The 20885-nt window shown below is 29.7% G+C and carries 17 protein-coding genes; 11 read left to right on the top strand and 6 right to left on the bottom strand.

Features of this window, described 5'->3' with window-relative positions; all coding sequences use genetic code 11:
- Positions 1-3 precede the first annotated feature (3 nt).
- On the bottom strand, positions 4-1494 hold the full coding sequence (gene hutH / locus K8354_RS06445) for a histidine ammonia-lyase (protein ID WP_223446466.1): 1491 nt from the start codon (positions 1492-1494) through the stop codon (positions 4-6).
- 82 nt (positions 1495-1576) lie between these two features.
- On the opposite strand from hutH, the gene K8354_RS06440 reads away from it, so the two are divergent.
- Positions 1577-2455 carry a LysR family transcriptional regulator gene (locus tag K8354_RS06440; RefSeq protein ID WP_223446464.1) on the top strand — a complete coding sequence of 293 codons (879 nt, stop codon included), beginning with the start codon at positions 1577-1579 and terminating at the stop codon, positions 2453-2455.
- Between the two features lie 119 nt (positions 2456-2574).
- Here the strand turns inward: K8354_RS06440 and K8354_RS06435 are convergent, their stop codons facing one another.
- Entirely contained in the window at positions 2575-3492 is a 918-nt protein-coding gene (locus tag K8354_RS06435; protein WP_223447619.1) for an AraC family transcriptional regulator, read from the bottom strand.
- A 172-nt stretch (positions 3493-3664) separates the two neighbouring features.
- Here K8354_RS06435 and K8354_RS06430 point away from each other — a divergent pair, with 172 nt between their 5' ends.
- The 4 genes from K8354_RS06430 to K8354_RS06415 all read left to right on the top strand — a co-directional run bounded on the left by K8354_RS06430 (position 3665) and on the right by K8354_RS06415 (position 9463).
- Entirely contained in the window at positions 3665-5164 is a 1500-nt protein-coding gene (locus K8354_RS06430; protein ID WP_223446462.1) for an aldehyde dehydrogenase family protein, read from the top strand.
- Between the two features lie 66 nt (positions 5165-5230).
- Entirely contained in the window at positions 5231-5584 is a 354-nt protein-coding gene (locus K8354_RS06425) for a DUF779 domain-containing protein (RefSeq protein ID WP_223446460.1), read from the top strand.
- 1133 nt (positions 5585-6717) lie between these two features.
- Positions 6718-9087 (top strand): ATP-binding protein, encoded by a 2370-nt coding sequence (locus K8354_RS06420; protein ID WP_223446457.1) that lies wholly within the window; start codon positions 6718-6720, stop codon positions 9085-9087.
- A 7-nt stretch (positions 9088-9094) separates the two neighbouring features.
- Positions 9095-9463, top strand: coding sequence for a response regulator (locus tag K8354_RS06415; protein ID WP_223446455.1), 369 nt, complete (start codon positions 9095-9097; stop codon positions 9461-9463).
- Between the two features lie 104 nt (positions 9464-9567).
- Here K8354_RS06415 and K8354_RS06410 read toward each other — a convergent pair whose 3' ends face one another.
- The gene (locus K8354_RS06410) at positions 9568-11115 is read right to left on the bottom strand and encodes a sensor histidine kinase (RefSeq protein ID WP_223446453.1); all 1548 of its coding nucleotides are present in this window, start codon (positions 11113-11115) and stop codon (positions 9568-9570) included.
- 897 nt (positions 11116-12012) lie between these two features.
- On the opposite strand from K8354_RS06410, the gene K8354_RS06405 reads away from it, so the two are divergent.
- Positions 12013-12762, top strand: coding sequence for a LytR/AlgR family response regulator transcription factor (locus tag K8354_RS06405; protein WP_223446451.1), 750 nt, complete (start codon positions 12013-12015; stop codon positions 12760-12762).
- A gap of 23 nt (positions 12763-12785) precedes the next feature.
- Positions 12786-13175 carry a response regulator gene (locus tag K8354_RS06400; protein ID WP_223446449.1) on the top strand — a complete coding sequence of 130 codons (390 nt, stop codon included), beginning with the start codon at positions 12786-12788 and terminating at the stop codon, positions 13173-13175.
- A 328-nt stretch (positions 13176-13503) separates the two neighbouring features.
- Here K8354_RS06400 and K8354_RS06395 read toward each other — a convergent pair whose 3' ends face one another.
- Genes K8354_RS06395 through K8354_RS06385 form a run of 3 tightly spaced genes read right to left on the bottom strand, consistent with a single transcriptional unit; the run spans position 13504 to position 16057 of the window.
- On the bottom strand, positions 13504-14142 hold the full coding sequence (locus K8354_RS06395) for a carotenoid biosynthesis protein (protein ID WP_223446447.1): 639 nt from the start codon (positions 14140-14142) through the stop codon (positions 13504-13506).
- Positions 14139-15599, bottom strand: a complete 1461-nt coding sequence (gene crtD, locus K8354_RS06390) for a 1-hydroxycarotenoid 3,4-desaturase CrtD (RefSeq protein ID WP_223446445.1) — start codon at positions 15597-15599, stop codon at positions 14139-14141. Before crtD ends, K8354_RS06395 begins: the two co-directional genes overlap by 4 nt.
- Entirely contained in the window at positions 15596-16057 is a 462-nt protein-coding gene (locus tag K8354_RS06385; RefSeq protein WP_223446443.1) for a sterol desaturase family protein, read from the bottom strand. Before K8354_RS06385 ends, crtD begins: the two co-directional genes overlap by 4 nt.
- A 354-nt stretch (positions 16058-16411) precedes the next feature.
- On the opposite strand from K8354_RS06385, the gene K8354_RS06380 reads away from it, so the two are divergent.
- From K8354_RS06380 to hisC, 4 genes are all read left to right on the top strand, one after another.
- Positions 16412-17026 carry a LysE family translocator gene (locus K8354_RS06380; RefSeq protein WP_223446441.1) on the top strand — a complete coding sequence of 205 codons (615 nt, stop codon included), beginning with the start codon at positions 16412-16414 and terminating at the stop codon, positions 17024-17026.
- Between the two features lie 474 nt (positions 17027-17500).
- Positions 17501-18358, top strand: coding sequence for an ATP phosphoribosyltransferase (hisG, locus tag K8354_RS06375; protein WP_223446439.1), 858 nt, complete (start codon positions 17501-17503; stop codon positions 18356-18358).
- Between the two features lie 104 nt (positions 18359-18462).
- Positions 18463-19746: a histidinol dehydrogenase gene (hisD, locus tag K8354_RS06370; RefSeq protein WP_223446437.1), complete on the top strand. Its 1284-nt coding sequence runs from the start codon at positions 18463-18465 to the stop codon at positions 19744-19746.
- Between the two features lie 88 nt (positions 19747-19834).
- Positions 19835-20884 carry a histidinol-phosphate transaminase gene (hisC, locus tag K8354_RS06365; protein WP_223446435.1) on the top strand — a complete coding sequence of 350 codons (1050 nt, stop codon included), beginning with the start codon at positions 19835-19837 and terminating at the stop codon, positions 20882-20884.
- The last annotated feature ends 1 nt before the right edge of the window (position 20885 follow it).

Raw genomic sequence — 20885 nt, 5'->3', positions numbered from 1 at the left:
ATTTTATTTTACGATAATATTTTTATTTCTCACTAATTGAATCATATTATAAATATCATCCTTTAAAAGTCTATCCTCTTCTAATTTATCAACTTTTTCTCTAATAATTGTATGATTTTTTTCTATGATTTTAGAAAATGTATTGGGTCTTCTAAATTCTAGTGCTTGCGCGGCATACATCAATTCGATAGCTAGTATTTTTTCTAAATTCCCTAAAATTTCATTGAATTGTCGACCAGAAATACTTCCCATCGAGACATGATCTTCTTGTCCTAAAGAAGTTGGAATACTATCTGCAGAAGGAGGGAAGCACAACGATTTGTTTTCGGTAACCAAAGCTGCGGTGGTGTATTGCGGAATCATAAAACCAGAGTTTAAACCGCCACTTTTAGTTAGTAATCTTGGTAAACCATATTTCCCTTCTAACAATAAATAACAACGTCGGTCTGCAATATTTCCTAATTCTGATGCAGCAATTGAACAGTAATCTAATGCCATAGCCAAAGGTTGTCCGTGAAAATTACCTCCTGAAATTGCTTCTGTTTCGCTCAATACAATGGGGTTATCGGTAACCGCATTCATTTCTATTTCCGCCAATTCTAGTAAGTGGTAAAATGCATTTCTAGAAGCACCATGTACCTGAGGAATACAGCGCATAGAGTAGGGGTCTTGAACACGTTCGCAATTCTCATGAGAAGTAATGTTTTGAGAGTTTTTAAATAAATTTCGCATTCTTTCTGCAACTTTTATACTTCCTTTAAACGGTCTTATGCGATGTAATTCTTCTCTAAAAGGAGACGAACTTCCTTTATAACCTTCAATACTCATGGCACCAGAAACATCTGCTAAATCCAATAAATAGTCCATTTTTAGAAGTCCGGTAATCGTATGTGCTAAAATAAATTGAGTGCCGTTTATTAAGCCTAAACCCTCTTTAGCATGCAATTCTAAAGGTTGTAAATTATGATTTTCTAAAACTTCTTTGGCAGGAAGAATTTTATGATTCACCCAAAATTCTCCTTCACCAATAATTGGTAAAAATAAGTGAGAAAGAGGCGCTAAATCTCCCGAAGCTCCCACAGAACCTTGCATAGGAACAGTTGGTAATAAATCATTTTCTATAAAATAAATAATACGTTCTATCAATTTTAAACGAACGCCAGAAAAACCCTGACATAATGCATGCACTTTGCAAATCATCATCAATTTAGACAATTGTTTGTCAATATTTTCACCAACCCCCACAGCATGTGTAATGAGTAAATTGGTTTGAAGTTGATGGGTTTCTTTAGGTGATATTTGCACATCACACAAAGGTCCAAAACCAGTATTTATACCATATACCGCTTTGTTTTTTTTGGTGATGGTTTCTACTTTTTTTCTGCAGGCAATTATTTTTTCTTTGGCTTCATTAGTAATGATGGTTTTTAAATTTCCGTTAGCAATATCTCGTACTTTAAGAAGTGTAAGTTGATCTATTCCGTATTTAAACATTGTTTATTATTAGTTGAGTTTTTACAAAGTTATGATTACTTTTGATGCTTTATAATACTAATCAATGTAATAAATAATACCTATGAAGCATCAAATAGAATTAAGACACATTCGATATTTTTTAGCAGTTGCCGAAGAATTACATTTTAGAAAAGCAGCCGAGAAGTTATTTATTTCTCAACCAGGATTAAGTAGACAAATTAAAATGCTAGAGGAAGAGTTGGGGGTTGTTCTTTTTGAACGTCATAATAGAAAGGTGCTCCTAACGAAAGTTGGGGCGTATTTAAAAAAAGAATTTTCATTGCAACTAAAAACACTTTCTTATACTTTAGATCATGCAAAATTATTGCATGATGGTATGAAAGGAGAATTAAAAATTGGTTATGTGGGTTCTGCCATGCAAGATGTAATTCCTAATTTATTATTAAGTTTTGAGAAAAATCACCCAGATATACTTTTTAATTTAAAAGAAATTGATAATCAGCAACAAATAGATGATTTACTTTCTTTTTCTTCGGATATTGGGTTTGTACGTTTAGAGAGGGTTCCTAGAGCATTGGAAATAAAAGAAATTTTAAAAGAAAATTTTTGTTTGGTGTTGCCCAAAAATCATAGTATTCATAAAAATAATTTTAAAAGTTTAGCGCAGTTTAGTGAGGAGTCTTTCATTCTTTTTGATGCAAAGTATAGTGCCTCTTACCACGAAAAAGTAATGCAAATTTTTGATGATTGCGCTTTTACTCCTCTAATTTCTCATAATACCATTCACTCTAGTTCTATTTTTAAATTAGTGGAAAATAATTTTGGAATTTCTATTGTGCCACAATCGTTAGCTCGCAGAGGAGGTTATAAAATTAAATTTATTGAATTGGATATGATTCCTCAAAAAACAACACTTTCCGTAATTTGGAATAAAAAAAATAGCAATCCTATTTTAGAAGATATTTTGGCGCTTCTTTAATTTTATTTAGAAAAATCCACAAATGAATTAAAGGTAGGGTACTAACACCAACACTTTGATATTAATGAACATGCCTGCTTAAAACAGTATTTCTATTTTACGAGTCTATCACAAATTATTCAAAAAACAAGTGATTTTTTGAATTGTTGAGGCGTCATCATTTCCATCTTCTTAAATTGTCTGTTAAAATAACTCGTGTTGTTAAAACCAGATTTAAAAGCGATTTCAGACATTCTAAAATCTTTAGTTTCTTTCATTAGTTTTTTTGAAAATTTAATTTTTTCAGAATTTAAATAATCAATCGGAGAAACTCCTAAGGTGTTTTTAAATTTTTTATGAAAATGAGAGGCACTCATACAAGCTTTTTTTGCCAATACATTTACATTAATATCTTTATTGGTTAAATTCTCTTTTATATACCCAATGACAGTTCCTATTCTGGTGTCATTGAAAATTTGATTAGGATTATTTATAATTAAAGATTTTGCCTTTGTTTGTAAAAGTCTAATGATTAATTCTTGTATCATTAAATCTAATAAAACATCTTTAGATATACTATCATTCGTAAACGTGCACGTTAATCGTTCAATTAAATAATTAATTTCTGTATTATTAACTAAATGCGATGCTGTTTTATCTAAATTCCAATTGTTGTTTTCGTATTCAATAGCAACATTTTGATTAAATTTCTCAACGACCTCGTTAATTTTAGATGCTTCGATACCAAGCGCTAGGCATTGCGTTGGATTTTTTTTTGTCGCTAAAGGGAAATCGATAACCATCTCCTTGTTTTTTGGCATGACCACCGATTCTCCAGGAAAAAAGTCAAAAGTTTTAAAACCATCAATATGCATAACTTTCTTTCCAGTAAGCATGGTGGCTATAACAGGAAAGTCAAATGTCAGCGCTACTTTTTCAGCAAAATCATGGGTTTCATAAATATTCAACTCAGCATAATCTGCATTATAGGTCGTTCTATTTTCCACTAAAGTGGTTAGATTTCTTTTGGTTTGATGTTGCTTTAAGATGGAATTTATACTCACTGTTAAAAATTTTAAAACATAAATATTAAAAATAAGAGATATGTTCAAAAATACAATAAATATGTTCAAGATATTTCGAATATGATAAAATAACTTTATCAAAAATAGAAATAATCTATTTTTAAGATTTAAAAAACAACAAATTACTAATTTAATTACATCATTTATGAGTTATTCTAAACCAAAATTTAAAGAGAAATATTCTAATTTTATCAACGGGAAATTTGTAGAACCCATAGGTGGTCAATATTTTGAAAACACATCGCCCATAGATAATAGTTTCATTGCTAAATATCCACGATCTCAAAAAGAGGATGTAGAATTGGCTTTAGATGCAGCCAATGCCGCTAAAGAAAGTTGGGGAAATACATCGGCCACAGAACGTTCTAATTTATTATATAAAGTTGCAGATATTATTGAGGCTAATTTAGAAGAGTTTGCGCTTGTTGAAACATGCGATAATGGAAAGCCAATTCGCGAAACATTAAATGCAGATATTCCTTTGTGTGTAGACCATTGGCGCTATTTTGCTGCATGTATTCGTTCAGAAGAAGGAGGTGCCACTGAGTTAGATCAACATACATTATCTATGAATATTAAAGAACCACTAGGGGTTGTTGGACAGATTATTCCATGGAATTTTCCATTATTAATGCTGTCTTGGAAATTACCCCCAGCTATCGTTACAGGGAACTGCGTGGTCTTAAAACCAGCAGAACAAACACCCTCTTCGGCGACTTTATTAATGGAAAAAATTGCAGATGTGTTTCCTCCAGGAGTTATTAATATTGTTCATGGTTTTGGTCCGGAAGCAGGTAAACCATTAGCATCAAGTTCAAAAGTAGACAAAGTTGCTTTTACAGGAGAAACGACAACTGGACAATTAATTATGCAATATGCATCTAAAAACTTGAATCCTGTAACGATGGAGTTAGGTGGGAAATCTCCAAATGTATTCTTTAATTCTGTGATGGATGCAGACGATGCCTATTTAGATAAAGCTATTGAAGGTGCAGTGTTATTTGCCTTTAATCAAGGTGAGGTTTGTACATGTCCTTCAAGAATTTTAGTTCAGGAAGATATTTACGATGCTTTTATGGAACGTGTTATTGAGCGCACGAACGCTATTGTGCAAGCTAATCCATACGATGTCAACACTATGGTTGGTGCACAAGCCTCTAACGACCAATACGAAAAAATACAATCTTACCTTAAAATAGGTATAGAGGAAGGTGCAAAAGTATTAACTGGCGGAGCAGTTAAAAAATTAGATGGAGATTTAGCAAACGGTTTTTACATTCAGCCTACTATTTTAGAAGGTCATAATAAAATGAGAGTCTTCCAAGAAGAAATTTTTGGCCCTGTTGCTTGCGTAACCAAATTTAAAGATGAAGAGGAAGCTATAGCAATTGCAAATGATACACTTTATGGACTTGGAGCTGGAGTTTGGACCCGAGATGCTCATCAATTATATCAAATTCCAAGAGCCATAAAAGCAGGTCGTGTTTGGGTAAATTGTTACCACGCTTATCCAGCACATGCACCATTTGGAGGCTATAAAAAATCTGGATTTGGAAGAGAAAATCATGTAATGATGCTTAATTATTATCGCCAAACTAAAAATATGTTAATCTCTTATGATAAAAATAAATTAGGATTTTTTTAGTAGAAATTAATGAATAATGTGAAGGCTGAATTATTTTAAATTCAGCCTTTTTAATACCTTTAAATTATGGAAAGAGTAGCAATAACCAAAGAAGCAGAGAAAGTTGTAAAGCAACTAATAGCAAAACATGGCGAATTAATATTTCATCAAAGTGGTGGTTGTTGCGATGGTTCTGCCCCCATGTTATTTGAAAAAGATGATATGTATTTAGATGAAAGCGATATTCTATTAGGGAACTTAAATGGCGTGAACTTTTATATGAATCAAGATCAATTTGAATATTGGAAACATACACATTTAACCGTAGATGTTACCAAAGGTCGTGGCGCAAGTTTTTCGTTAGAAATTCCTTTAGGACTTCGTTTTTTAATCCATTCAAGACTTTTAACTGAGGAAGAAAATGCCCAGTTGAATGCATAAATAAAGAATTTCTTGAAACGAACTATCCTCGAGGCAGAGCCATAGAGGTCTTTCGCTCGTTTCATTTTGACCTAAAAAGGTCAAAAACCAAAATTCTATTATTTAGATTCCCGTTTTCACGGGAATGACAATTTCAACGGAAACCCCGACGCAGAGCATCGAGGAATTCTTTTCGATTAAATTCTAAGTAAAGGGTTCTTTGATAGTTTTTGAATTCAATTTTATCAGGGAAAAATAAGGTTTCTTTAGGGTGATAAAAATTAGGACATGCTCCTTTTTGGAGCTGTTTTTTATAAAGTATATTTAGGTAACCAAGAATAAAATTCATCGAAGTTGGTGAAAACTTAATTATTAGAAACAAACCTCGCACTTCCTTTTATGTATTCTAACATATTGTTTATTAATATTTTACATTTATTATAAATAAATTATTAGAACGAAATATAGAAACTAAAAAGAAAAGAATAAAATTTTTTAAAAATCTATAAAACTAGATTTAACAGCAGACTTACTTCAGGTTAAATTAATCAAAAAAATAGTAATAAAATAGCGTGATATACTTCATTAAGCATGATTTCATAAAAATTCATATATAAAAATCATTGTTGTCCGATAAAAGACAAAAAGACCGCTTTCTCTGTTAGAATCAAGAACAAAGACTTGGCTGTAACTAACTGAAAAACAATATTATTATGATTTTAAATTTTTAGATACATCATAAATTCTAAAGCAGTTTTAAAAGCAAGGTGTACTACTTTAAAAGTTCTTGAAAATCAATACTATCAATACTTTAAAACACTTTAGCTAATTGTAATCGGACAACACTATATAAATATGATAAAAATATGGTTGTTTACATTTGATACAATCTTCTAATTATTCTGCACAATTTTTAAGCTATTAGGCACTTTATGAAGTTTAAAAATAGGGGGGGTCTTAAAAAAAATAAATATAGTTGAGTTTATTGGTGACATAAGTGTCATGTTTAGTGCAATAAGTGATGGAATTTACTTTTATATGTTCATGTGTTTCATGTTTTGAAAGGAAATTTTTAAAAATGTAATTATGGCGAACATTTATTAATAATTTTTATTTAAATTGCATCCTATAAATCCCCCAAACTAATATTTCGTTTGAAAAATAATTTAAAAAAAGATTTAGCAAATAAGTTTAAAGTTAATATTCAAAATTGCGATGAAGAACCTATTCATCAATTAGGAAGAATAGATACTCATGGATTGCTATTCGGATTTAATTCTGATCAGGAATTAATATATTTTTCATCAAATCTTCAGAATTTAATAGAATCTTTACTACAGAATTCAGATAAAATTATTTTGAGTCACCTTTTTAATGACTCCATAATTAATTGTTTCAAAAAATTTAATAAAAGTAAAAGTTTAAGCCTCATATATCCTACTATAATTGATTGGGAAGGTGTTCCGCATCAAGCACGGTTTTCAAAATCTACTATTGGTGAAGTACTTATTGAATTAGAATCATTTGATAAAAATGAACCTGAAGTTTTAACTGCAAAACTATCCTCATTAGATTGCTTTTTAAAATCAATAAGTAGTTTCAATCGAGAAAAAGATATGGCTTCTAGTGCTGTAAGTCATTTTAAAGAGCTTACTGGTTTTGATCGAGTAATGTGCTATAAATTTGATCAAAATGGAGATGGAGAGGTCATAGCTGAAGAAAAATCTTTCGGCTTAGAGTCTTTTTTAGGCCTACGATATCCTGCTAGTGATATGCCAAAACCGGCACGAGAACTTTATAAAAAAAATCTTATTAGGTCTATTTCTGATATAAACGATGAAGGAATTCCTATCTATGGTTTAAATTATAACAACCCAGTTGATTTAAGTAACGCAGTTTTTAGAACAGCAAGCCCCACGCACTTGCAATACTTAAAAAATATGGGCGTTACAGCTACTTTTGGTACAAGTATTATTAACGATGGTGAATTATGGGGTATAATTTTTTGCCATCATTATAAAAGTCCAAAAACATTATCTTTTAATAAGAGAATGTTAGCAATATTCTTTACCAATGGTATTTCTCTTCGGCTGCAAACTATTTTAATTAAACAGCAAAATTACCGCAGATATACCCAAGAAGAAATATGTAGAAATATTCGACAAAATAGTAAAGTGAAATCTCTTGAGTCCTTAATTCTTCATGAATGGACTGCTTTATCCAAAGAATTAAAATTAATAGGTTTCTCTATTTACAGTAAAAATGCAATTGTAAATCATGGCATTGTTCTAGAAGAAATTGATGTCTTTAAAATTATAGCACAATTAGAGAAAAACATGAATAACGGACAAGCGCTTAATACCTTTTTTTATAATCGTAAAGAAGAGATTACAAATGATTTAAACGCTATCGTATCAGGTCTTGCAGCAATAAGGTTAAATGATCCAGATAGGTCTGTTTTAATTTTATATAGAGAAGAAAAAAACAGAATATATACATGGGCAGGTAAACCTTTTGAAGAGAATAAAGAGGAGTCTAACAAATCTTTTATCCCACGAAAAAACTTTAAAGCTTGGCAAGAGCTCGTTAAAAATCAATCACTACCTTGGCAAAAAAGTGATAGAAAAATGATTCAGGAACTTTTTAATGCTTTGCAGGCTAATATATTAAGTCATCTTCGCAATGAATCTAATAGTAATCAAATTGAAGTAGTACTTGAAAAGAAGGTCAATGATTTAAATTATGCTAACTTTCTTTTGCAAGAAGAGAAAAAGCAATTACAAGCAAAAGTGGATATTATGGTAAAATCGGGCAGAGAGGCTGACCGGTTTAACAGTTTAAAAAGCGTAGTAATGAGCAATATGAGTCATGAAATGCGCACCCCTTTAAACGGAATTATGGGCCTTGCAACTCTTATAAATGAATCTGGTTCAGAAAATAAAGAAACACGCCAATTTGCTCAGCTCATATATCAAAGTGGTGCAAGAATGCTGCAAACATTTAATCGTTTGATGGATCTAGATTTAACAGGAGGAGATTCGTCAAAAAGCTTAATAACCTCTATTAGTTTAGACGATTTTTTTGCATCAAACTTAAAAACTGTCGCAGATATTGCGCACACAAAAGGACAATCTTTAAAGTGGCATATTCATAATGTTGACACTTTAATTTTATCGAATGAAATGATTTTAAGTCAAATTTTAATCAATTTAGTAAACAATGCTTTAAAATATAGTGGCCCCAAAGCGATTGTTCATGTAAATGCAAAAATAATAATTAAAAATTATGGAAGATTGCTACGATTTTCAGTAGAAGATAACGGACCCGGAATCAATCCAGAGGAATTAGATAAGATATTCGAACCTTTTTATATGTCATCTAATATTACAGGAAGTCAAGACATTAGTAGTGGTTTAGGTCTTTATATTGTTAAAATATATACAGAATATCTAGGAGGTACTATTGAGTTAGAAAGTCACCTCGGTTTTGGATCTAATTTTGAAGTAAACATACCCATTAATTAAAAAAAAAATGATGAAAGCACTTTATGTAGAGGATAACCCAATTAATAGATTGGTTATTTCAAAATCACTAAAAGGATTTTGTGAAATAAAAACGGAAGAAAATGGATTTGTAGCTATAGATATCGCCAAGTCAGAAGCTTTTGATATTTTTATTTTAGATTTAAATCTTGCAGATCCAAAAATCGATGGTTTTGGTGTTTTACAAAATCTAAAATTTAAAGAAAATCAAAAGGGAATTTATGTAGCCTTAACGGCTTATACAGGTAAAGAATGGGAAGATAAATGTTTAAATGCGGGTTTTGACTTATATTTTAGCAAACCTGTAGATGTAAAAAAAATGTGGCAAATGATTCTAGAAATGAAAGCAACGCTATAATTAACAAAGGACTTCGAGGTATTAGCCTTAAGGGCACAATACTTACGTTATTTTATAGATCTCTTCGAAAGCTGATTCGCTTTAGATAAAATTCCCGCGTTTTATCAATGGTTCACTGGTTCCTTTTCTGGTATACTTGAAGGCACTGTAAATTTAAATGCACTTCCTTTTCCTACTTCACTTTCAATCCAAATTTGTCCATCATGCTTTTGTATAAATTCTTTACAAATTAATAAACCTAAACCTGAACCCTTTTCATTTAATGTTCCTCTCGTTGTAATGTTGTTATTAATGCTAAATAATTTATCTATGATTTCTTTTTCAATACCAACGCCATGATCTACAACACTAATTTCGATATTATTACCTTTATGTTTAGCATAAATATCGATTTTACTTTTTTTATAACTAAATTTTATAGCGTTAGAGATCAAATTATATAATACTGTTTTCAACATATTTGCATCAGCAATCAGGTCTATTTCATTAGATTGAGGAAAATTTAAGGAAATTTCTTTAATTTTTGAGGTTGTTTTTAGCGTATCAAATACATCTGTTATGATTGGTTCTAAATTTAATTGAACAGGATTAAAATGAATTTGTCCCCTTTGAGTTTTTGCCCATTCTAATAAAGTATCCAACAAATTAAGGGCACTTTTAGAAGATGTGTTAATCATTTCTAAAATACCTTTAGATTCTTCAGAATTTAAATTTTCTGCGCTCTCTGTTAATAAACTAGAAAGACCTATAATACTGCTAAAAGGACTTCTTAAGTCATGCGAAATTATTGAAAACAGTTTATCTTTTGTAGCATTAAGTTCTTTAAGATCTTGTAAACTTTTTGAAAGTGCTTGTTGTGCTATTGTACGATCTGTAATATCATGTATGATAGAAAATAGTATTTTTTTTTCATGAAAACTTATAGGAGAAGAATGAACTTCAACAGTTCGTATTTCATCATTTGCCAATTTATGGGCGAATATAAAAGAATTCATTTCTTCATTTATAGCCTTTATGCGTTCCATTATAAGCTGCTCTTCTGGTAACGTATTAATATCATCCATGTTCATTGAACAAAGTTGAAGCTTGTCATAACCATAAAATCGAATAGCAGATTCATTAGCATCGATAATAGCACCCGTATTGGGTTCTAACATTAGCATAATAGAATTATGACTTTCAAACATTTTTTTAAATCTAGATTCGCTTTCTTTAAGAATAATTTCTGATTTCCTTTGTCGCGTAATATCACGATATGATGAAATGCAATGCAATGTTTCCCCAAAAGTGTTTTTTATGGCAGTAGAATTTAAAATGACATACATTTTACGACCATTCTTCTTTCTTAAAATTAAGTTTTCATTCGTAATTCTTCCAGTTTTTGAAAACTTTTGTTTTAACTTTTTTACTTCATTGATACAATCATCATGATATATTTTGAATATCGAAGAACCAATAATCTCCTCTTCTAAAAAACCAGTTTCAGATAAAAAGGTTTGATTGCAATTCAAGATTGTTCCATCACTTGGAGAAACTGAAATATAAATATTAGGAGAGTTATCATAGAAATCCCGAAAATATCTATCTTTTTCTTCGCGAAGCATTGCAACCTCTTTTTCTAATTCTTGGTATGTTAGTTTGTTTTTATTCATTTATAGGGTGTTTAAGATTCATTCACCATTATACTGGAATGACTAATAATGAAAAGTCATCTGAAAGACTAAACTTTCAATATGCTTATTACTAAAATATTCTTGGGGGAATCAATCTAAAAAGGATACTCTGATAACCTTTTTTTAAAAAAATTACGCGTGAAATTTACAATTTTTTTAGCTTAATTAAAAGATTATTTAAAATTATAATTTAACTATTTTTCAACACTAATAGGTTACAAAAAGTATTCAATATATTTTTGTCGCTTTCTTGAACAGTAACAAAACGCCTACTTTTTAATTCTAGATAAAAATTAAAAAATCGATATTTTATAGTTCCACTGCAATCAATTATAAATATTGATAAATTTAAGCGAAAGTGTTCAATGAATTTATAAATAAAAAATCTTATTCGTACTCGAGAGAATAGGAGTATAAGTGATAAGTTTTAAAGAATAAGTGTTTTATTATAATTGATATCGAATCCGTTTTACTAGATAAAAGTTTTAAATATTAGCTAAGTAAAATAAAATGAACTTAGAAAAATAGTATAAACTTTACTGAATTACGATTATTTTAGAGAGTATCACAAAGTTTATACAACAATAATCTAGCATCATTCATAATTATGACTGCTATTCTCTATGTTGATAATTATAAAAAATCCGCATTGAAATGACCGCAATAAAACGTCCTTTTTTCCTTTCTATTTCAACATAAAAAGAAACTGTAACGAATGCTCTACTTTATTTTTCTATTTTCTATAAAGAAATAAAATCATCATTTTATTTTACAGTAATTTTAAAAAAGAATTCGTATTATGTTCAGGAATCTATAGAAAAGTATAAAAAAATATTTGTATTATTGCTTTAGGAATAAACCTTTAAAATAATATTAATGCGGATTTTAAGAACAATTATAATTGAAAATGATCTAAATGTTATAAAACTATTTAAGCAATTTGAGAGCGAAAATTCAGTTTTATTTTCAGTTGTAGAAATTATTCCTGATTTCAAAAATATTACAGAATTAATAAACACCCATAAACCAGATGCATTAATTCTAAGCAAAGATGATTTGGTGTTTAACCCCCAAATATTTAATGAAATAAATATCATTAAACCAAAATTATTATATATCTCAAAAAATAAAAGCGATGCATTTGAGGCGTATAAATACAATGCAATAGACTTTTTATTAAAGCCCATAAATAGCAACAACTTAATTGTTTCTGTATATAAAATCATCAAGCACATAGAAATGGAATCGGTTTTTCAAAAAAATATCATTGGAAAAATAGACACTATAAATACGCTTAAAAAGAAATTTGAATATGTATCAATTACATCTGTAGATAAAATTGAACTTTTAAAAGTTGAGGATATTGTATTTTGTAAAGCAGATGGCAAATACACCGAATTTTATACGGCAAATAAACAAATGATTGTTTCTAGTAGAAATCTTGGTGAATACGAACCTTCTTTAAATAATAATTTTTTCAGAATACATCATTCTTATATTGTAAACATAAAATATATCATTAAAATTATAAAGAATAATGGCTTATTTTGTGAGTTACCAGACGGGAAATTGTTACCTGTTGCAAAAAGAAGGCAAGAAGAGTTTGTGAAATTTATTAATGAATAATTTTAATACCGTTAAAAAAATATATGGATTTTAAATACAATAAAATAATGATTATCGATGATGATGAAATTGATAATTATTTGGTAAAAGTTTTAATTAAAAACAACAAAATAGCAGAACAAATTTTAGAGTTTAATAGTGGTTTAGATGCTATTAAATATTTGGAAGAAAATAAAGAGATTGAAGAAAATTTACCAGAAGTAATTCTATTAGATCTTTACATGCCACTCATGGATGGTATGGAATTTGTAAAGGCATTTGATTCTTTAAATTTAAATGTTTCAGGAAAATGTAAAATATGTGTGGTTTCTGGAAGTGTTGATGATAATGATATCTTAAAAACAAAAAATACCAATAATATTTTTAGCTATACAACGAAACCAATAACTGTTGATTTTTTAGAGTCTTTATAATAAGAGATAATTAGTTAATCAAAAAAGTTAATTTTCAGTACTTTATTTTGTCTAAAATTCAAGTAATCTTAATCTATTTTTCTTATCAGATGAGTTTACTGAAAATTTATATTTTAAAATTCTAGTTTTCTGTTTCAACTAAAATTGCTGGCTTTTTGCCAAATATTAAAAATCTAAATTATAAATCAAAAGGAAATATTTGGTGACTTATAAAATAAGCATAAAAACGAATTATCACGATATTATATCGCTACATAGAGCAGTGATTCTAAACTTTGTTTACAGAAAATGCTGATTTTTATAGTCTTACAATTGTAGATTTCTTTATTTAAAGAACGAGGTTTAAAACGCCAAAAAAGATAAGTTGAGCGCCGAAAATAAAAAAACTCACTTTCGTGTTTATTTTAGGACTAAAAAAGTAAATTATCGAATGAATAAAAATACTCGTTACAAACCACATCACATAATTTTGTATCGGAATGCTATCATTTTCCCAGCTCCAAAAATCTAATTTCATAGCAACAGGCTCTACCAAAAAATCTAATAAAGTCATACATAACGAGGGAAGTATAATAAGCCACAATGCTTTTTTAGTAAAAGATTGCACAATTCCATGAGCACTTAGTGCTAAAAAAAGCCAATTAACCCCAATGAGTATCGGAGTTTCAAAAAGTTTGAATCCGAAAGGAGCTCCGTACGCATAATTTCCGAATAAAACACCAGTAGCAACTCCAATGGCTTCAATTGAAAATCCTATTAAAAAAACAAGGAATGATAAAATTAAAAACCGTCTACTAAAATCGTTATTTATTTTATAAAAAACCAACAAGGTTATTAGCAAATTGAGTGGTGTAAACATCAAAAATAAATCACGAAATTGAACGATCGACATTCCTAATAATCCAAAGAAATAGAACAAAAGCAAAAGGATAATCCACCGATTTTCAATGGAAATATTTTTTATCATTTTATAAGGGTATCAATAATTTTTGCCGAAGAAAGTGCTAACGGAATTCCTCCTCCTGGATGCACACTGCCGCCGCAAAAATAGAGGTTTTTGTATTGCGATGAAAAATTTTTATGACGAAAAAATGCCGAAAATCGATTGTTGCTAGACGTTCCATACAACGACCCTTTATATGAATTTGTTTTATCTTGTATCAATTGAGGCGTTAATATTTCTTCAAATTCAATGAATTTTTCAATATTTTCTCCTAATATTCTAGATACTTTGGTCAAAATATTTTTTCTTGCTTTTGCAATCATAGTATCCCAATCTTGTTTATATACAGAAGGTACATTAATCATCACAAACCAATTTTCTTTTCCTTCAGGAGCATCTTCCTTAATGTGTTTGCTGGTAATGTTAATATAAACCGTTGGATCTTCGTAAATTGTTTTAGAATCAAAAAGATGATCAAATTCTGTTTTGTAATCTTCAGTAAATAGAATGTTATGCACATCTAACTCAGCAAATTCTTTATCAATTCCCCAATAAAAAATAAGAGCAGAACTAGACCTTTCTTGTTGATCTACTTTTGCTAGTTTTTTTGCTGATGGAATTAATTTTTCATAAACCGTATGAATATCAGCATTACAAACAATAACATCAGCGTTGTAATTACTATTTTTTGTAATGACCTTTTTCGCTAAATTATGATTGGTTTCTATAGCAGTTACTTCTTGATTAAAATGAAACTCAACACCAATTTCCTTAGCCAATTTAACCAAACTGTTTGTAATTTGATGCATACCGCCTTTTGGCAAATAGGCTCCTAAACCAAACTCTAAATGCGGAATGATATTTAATATACCAGGAGCTTTGTATGGGTTCGAACCGTTATAAGTAGCATATCTGTTGAATAATCGAATCGTTTTAGAATCTATAAATGCTTTTTCATTGACCTTATTCATCGAACTAAAAATATTCAAAAAAGGCAACTTTAAGATTGATGTTACTGTAGAAAATGAGAGAAAGGAATTTATTTTATGCAAAGATTTATTGAGAAATTGTTCTTCGGTGGCTTTATGAATAAATTCACTTTTTTTAAGATGTTTGATGACTTTATCGGCAGAGTCGTTTGTTTTCTTTTCAATTTCTTCTGCAAAAATATTGATATTTGCATTGGCCGAAATTCTTGTTCCATCTTCATAAAAATAATTACATAAGGTTTCAAGACGATCGTAATTGAAATAATCAGAAGACTTTTTTCCAGAAATTTCAAAAAGCTCGGTTACTAAATTTGGCATGGTAAAAAGTGAAGGACCTGCATCAAACCGAAATCCATTGCCTTTAAGTTCTGTTAACTTTCCGCCAGGATAGGCGTTTTTTTCAAGAACCTGCACCTCATATCCTTTGTTTTGTAAACGAATTGCAGAAGCAATTCCTGCAATTCCGGCACCAACCACAACAGCCTTTTTCATGCAGCCTTTGCTTTTTTAAGTTCTTGTTTCAAGTATTTAAAGGGTACAATTAACATTCCAAAACACTCTCCGTCTTCTTTGCCTATATGTTTGTGGTGCATTTTATGTGCTCTTCGAATAGCTCTTAAATAAATGTTATCACTATTCCGAAACCATTTTAATCTTTGATGAATAAATACCTCATGTACTAAAAAATAGGCAATTCCGTAGGCTAAAATTCCAAAACCAATATACATCACGGTCCATGCACCAAACATAGAACCGAGCATAATGCACAACCAAGACGGAACAGCATAAATTAAGAAAAAAGCATCATTTTTCTCGAAGAAAGTTTTTCTGTTTGGTACATGATGATCTAAATGTAAATTCCATAAAAACCCATGCATCACATATTTATGTGTAAACCAAGCCATGAATTCCATTCCCCAAAAAGTAGCAAAAACAATCAAAAACCCCATCAATAAAATATTTTAAAACTTAAATTTATTCTTTTTCTAAACAAACATCATTCATATTCTTTTAGATATTTAGAAACACTATTTTTTTGGAAAAGAGTATCTATTTCAAAAAATATATAGCTTTTATCGTTTAAAAAATAATGACAAAGATAATAAATTTAGTTCCTATGAAATTGTTAATATTGTTTAAGTTTTTAATGTTTTTAACAAACAAAGCGAGATGTGTCCATGATTTTTAATTCTGCTATCAACACAAATCATTCTTAAAATTTGAATTAAAATTAACGTCAAAAAAAATGGTTTATACGACGTTGCTTTTTTATAAAACTTATAAAAAAGTGTATTTTTACGCCCATGATAGAAACTCTTTTATCTTTTGCAATCGCAACTTCTATTTTAGCAATTTCTCCAGGACCAGACAATATTTTTGTGTTAACACAAAGTATTGTTAATGGTAGAAAATTTGGTTTGGCAACTGTTTTCGGGCTTATTTCTGGATGTTTAGTGCACACTACTTTATTAGCATTCGGAGTTTCCGCTATCATAAAAGAATCGGAAAACTTATTTTTTGCAATTAAATTATTTGGGGCTTCATATTTATTATTTTTAGCTTTTAAAGTTTACAAATCTAAAGCAAATATTGTGTTTTCAGTGAATGCTGTCGAGAAGAAAACTACTTTACAATTGTTTAAACAGGGTTTTATTATGAACGTTTTAAATCCGAAAGTATCTATTTTCTTTTTGGCCTTTTTTCCTGGTTTTTTATTTTCTGATCGTATTTCTCACGTACTTCAATTTTATATTTTAGGATTGATATTTATGCTCGTTTCTCTGCTTATATTTTCCACAATTGCTATTTTGGCGGGCGCTATTTCTTATAAGATTAAAGAAAATGCTAAAATTGGTTGGTATTTAAAATGGATGCAAATTGTTGTTTTTATGCTGATTGCAGTTTTTATTTTAATTTAGATGTATCAAACCTAAAAAATAACATAACATTTAAAGATTGAATTTATTTTACCTGAAATATGCTATTTTATAGGTTAGTGAAGTTTGTTTTTTATTCTAAAAATATAGTGAATGAACATGGCTCGATTAAAAACTTAATTTTAAACAAATATCAAAATCTTGATGAATATTTTATTTTAACGAAATTTTTATGAGCATCCTTTGGAATTATCAAAATAAAATTTGAATATTTGCCCATCGAATAAAAGACATGACAATTACGCAAAATCATCATCATCATTTTTACAATTGCAATCAAGCGATTTAGAAATGTATTGAATAAAATCAAAATATTTATAAACCTGTTTGAGCAAATCAAACAGGTTTTTTATTTGAAAAAACGCTTCTTTTGCATAGCAAAAGATTACAAATAAACTGTCATTCCCTTGAAAAAGGGAATCTAAAAGAAGATTTAAAATTTATTAAAATGTACTTATGAGTAACTTAAGAATTGCAGTACAAAAGTCAGGAAGATTAAATGAAGATTCTATGAGAATCTTAAAAGACATTGGTATTTCTATTGATAACGGAAAAGATCAGCTAAAAGCATCGGCAAGAAATTTTCCTTTGGAAGTTTTCTATTTAAGAAATGGCGATATTCCTCAATATCTAAGAGATGGAGTCGTTGATGCGGCAATTATTGGCGAGAATGTTTTGATAGAAAAAGGAGGCGAAATTAAGTTTATAGAGCGTTTAGGCTTTTCTAAATGCAAAGTTTCTATAGCCGTACCAAAAGAATCTGATGCAAATTCTTTAAAAGATTTAGACGGAAAAAGAATAGCAACTTCGTATCCACAAACCGTAAAAAAATTTTTAAAAGATCAAAACATCGATGCACACTTGCATATCATTAATGGTTCTGTAGAAATTGCCCCAAATATTGGTTTGGCAGACGGAATTTGTGATATCGTTTCTAGCGGAAGCACATTATTCAAAAATGGTTTAAAAGAGATTGAAGTTTTATTAAAATCGGAAGCAGTTTTAGCGGTATCACCATTAATTTCAGAAGAAAGAAACACTATTTTACAGAAAGTTCAATTTAGAATTCAGTCTGTTTTAAAAGGAAGAAACTCTAAATATGTATTGCTAAATGCACCTAATGAAAAGTTAGAGGCCATTTTGAAATTATTACCAGGAATGAGAAGTCCTACAGTTTTACCATTAGCAGAAAAAGGTTGGAGTTCTGTGCATACCGTAATTTCTAAAAATGAATTTTGGGAAATTATTGATGAATTAAAACAAAATGGAGCAGAGGGTATTTTAGTATGTCCTATTGAAAAAATGGTGCTTTAGATCTTATCAACATTTAAAGTATGCTGAACGAGCTTCAGTTTTAAAAAATCTTAAAGAATTAAAAAGACATTGAATAAATTTCAGCGTTGCGTAACAAGTAAATCATGAAAACGATTATAAATCCACCGAAAGAAAATTGGTCTCAAATATTACAAAGACCTACAAAAACAATTGATGATATTGAAAAGAATGTGAATCAAATTTTTGATGATATTCAAAAAAATGGTGATATATCCGTTGATAAATACACGCAATTATTTGACGGTGTAAAGCTAGAAAATACTGTGGTTTCTTTGGATGAAATAGCGTTAGCAATTTCATTAGTATCAGAAGAATTAAAAGAGGCTATTCTATTGGCAAAGAAAAATATTACTACTTTTCATAACGCACAAAAAACTGAAAATGTATATGCAGAAACCGTAAAAGGGGTTCAGTGTTGGCAAGAAAAAAGACCGATTCAGAAAGTTGGTTTATATATTCCTGGCGGAACTGCTCCGCTTTTTTCTACGGTTTTAATGTTGGCAATTCCTGCTCAAATTGCAGGTTGTAAAGAAATTGTGCTTTGTTCGCCACCAAATAAAGAAGGTAAAATTCACCCAGCAATTTTATATGCAGCAAAACTTTGTGGAGTTACAAAAATTATTAAAGTAGGGGGCATTCAAGCAATTGCAGGATTAACTTTCGGAACAAGATCCATTCCACAAGTCTATAAAATTTTTGGTCCCGGAAATCAATTTGTAACCGTTGCAAAACAGTTAGCAACCAAATATGGCGTTGCTATTGATATGCCCGCAGGACCGAGTGAATTATTGGTGGTTGCAGACAATACGGCAAATGCAAGTTATGTAGCTTCAGATTTATTGAGTCAAGCAGAGCACGGAAAAGATAGTCAAGTTATATTGGTCTCAACTTCTAAACAATTAATTTCAGCTGTTGCCATAGAAATTGAACGTCAATTAAAAGAATTGCCTCGATTTGAAATTGCTTCTAAAGCGATTGAAAATTCGAAATCTATTTTTGTTGAAACAGATGAAATTGCTTTAGATTTAATCAATGAATATGGGCCAGAACATTTTATTATTTGTACGAAGAATGATGATTTTTATGTGGATCATATAGAAAATGCAGGTTCCGTTTTTATAGGCAATTATACGCCAGAAAGTGCCGGAGATTATGCCTCAGGAACCAACCATACGTTGCCAACTAACGGATTTACAAAAGCGTATTCAGGTGTAAATTTAGATAGTTTTATGAAAAGTATTACGTTTCAAAAAATATCGAAAGAAGGGATTAAAACGATTGGGAAATCCATAGAAATTATGGCAGCAGCAGAAGGTTTACAAGCGCATAAAAATGCGGTTACTTTACGTTTAGATGATTTAAAATAATACTCAACAAAGACCTCATAGGTTTTTAAAACCTGTGAGGTCTGGAAAAAAAACAACAAAATGCTAGAATAAATTTAGCATAATAAAAATGAAGACAAATTTCAATATAAAAAATCTCATTAGAGAAAATATAAAATCTCTAAAACCTTATTCATCAGCCAGAGATGAATACAAGGACGCCACTTCTGACGATATGATTTTTTTAGATGCTAATGAAAATCCTTTTGAAAATGGCGTTAATCGATATCCAGATCCGCAACAACATTCGGTAAAAGATTTATTATCAACGATTAAAAATGTTGACACAAAAAATATTCTTTTAGGAAATGGAAGTGATGAAGTATTAGATTTAATTTTTAGAGCATTTTGCGAACCAAAAGAAGACAATATTATTACATTACCACCAACATATGGAATGTACTCGGTTTTGGCGAACATCAATAATATAGAAAATAGAGAAGTTTTATTAACGGAAGATTTTCAACCAAAAGTTGCTCAAATTCTTGATAATGTTGATAAAAACACTAAAATGCTGTTTTTATGTTCGCCAAATAATCCTTCTGGAAACAGTTTCTCAACTGATAAAGTAGAAGAATTATTATTAAAATTTAATGGTTTAGTAATTATAGATGAAGCATATATCGATTTTTCTGAACAAAAAAGTTGGTTAGAAAAATTCGAGCAATTTCCAAATTTAATTATTACTCAAACTTTATCAAAAGCTTATGGTTTAGCAGGAATTCGTTTGGGAGTTGGTTATGCATCAACAGAAATTATTGCTATTTTAAATAATATAAAACCACCTTATAATGTAAACGAGTTAACGCAACAAAAAGCAGTTGAGCGTTTGCAAAAAATGGAGGAAGTAACCAATGAAGTTTCAGAAATCATTAAAGAAAGAACTTCTTTAATTCAACATTTAAAAGAAATTAAATTTATTACAAAAATTTATCCAACAGATTGTAATTTCGTTTTAGTAAAAGTTGATGACGCCAATAAAAGATACAATCAATTAATTGCGAAAGGAATTGTAATTAGAAACAGAACTAATCAGCCTTTATGTGAGAATTGTTTACGTTTTACTGTGGGAACGAATTTGGAAAACGGAAGATTGATACAAACATTAAAAGAAATATAGT

The sequence above is a fragment of the Polaribacter litorisediminis genome (genome assembly GCF_019968605.1).
In the GTDB taxonomy this organism is placed as follows: domain Bacteria; phylum Bacteroidota; class Bacteroidia; order Flavobacteriales; family Flavobacteriaceae; genus Polaribacter; species Polaribacter litorisediminis.
Note: the sequence above shows the minus strand (reverse complement) of the source record. Positions and strands in the feature narration are given on the sequence as shown.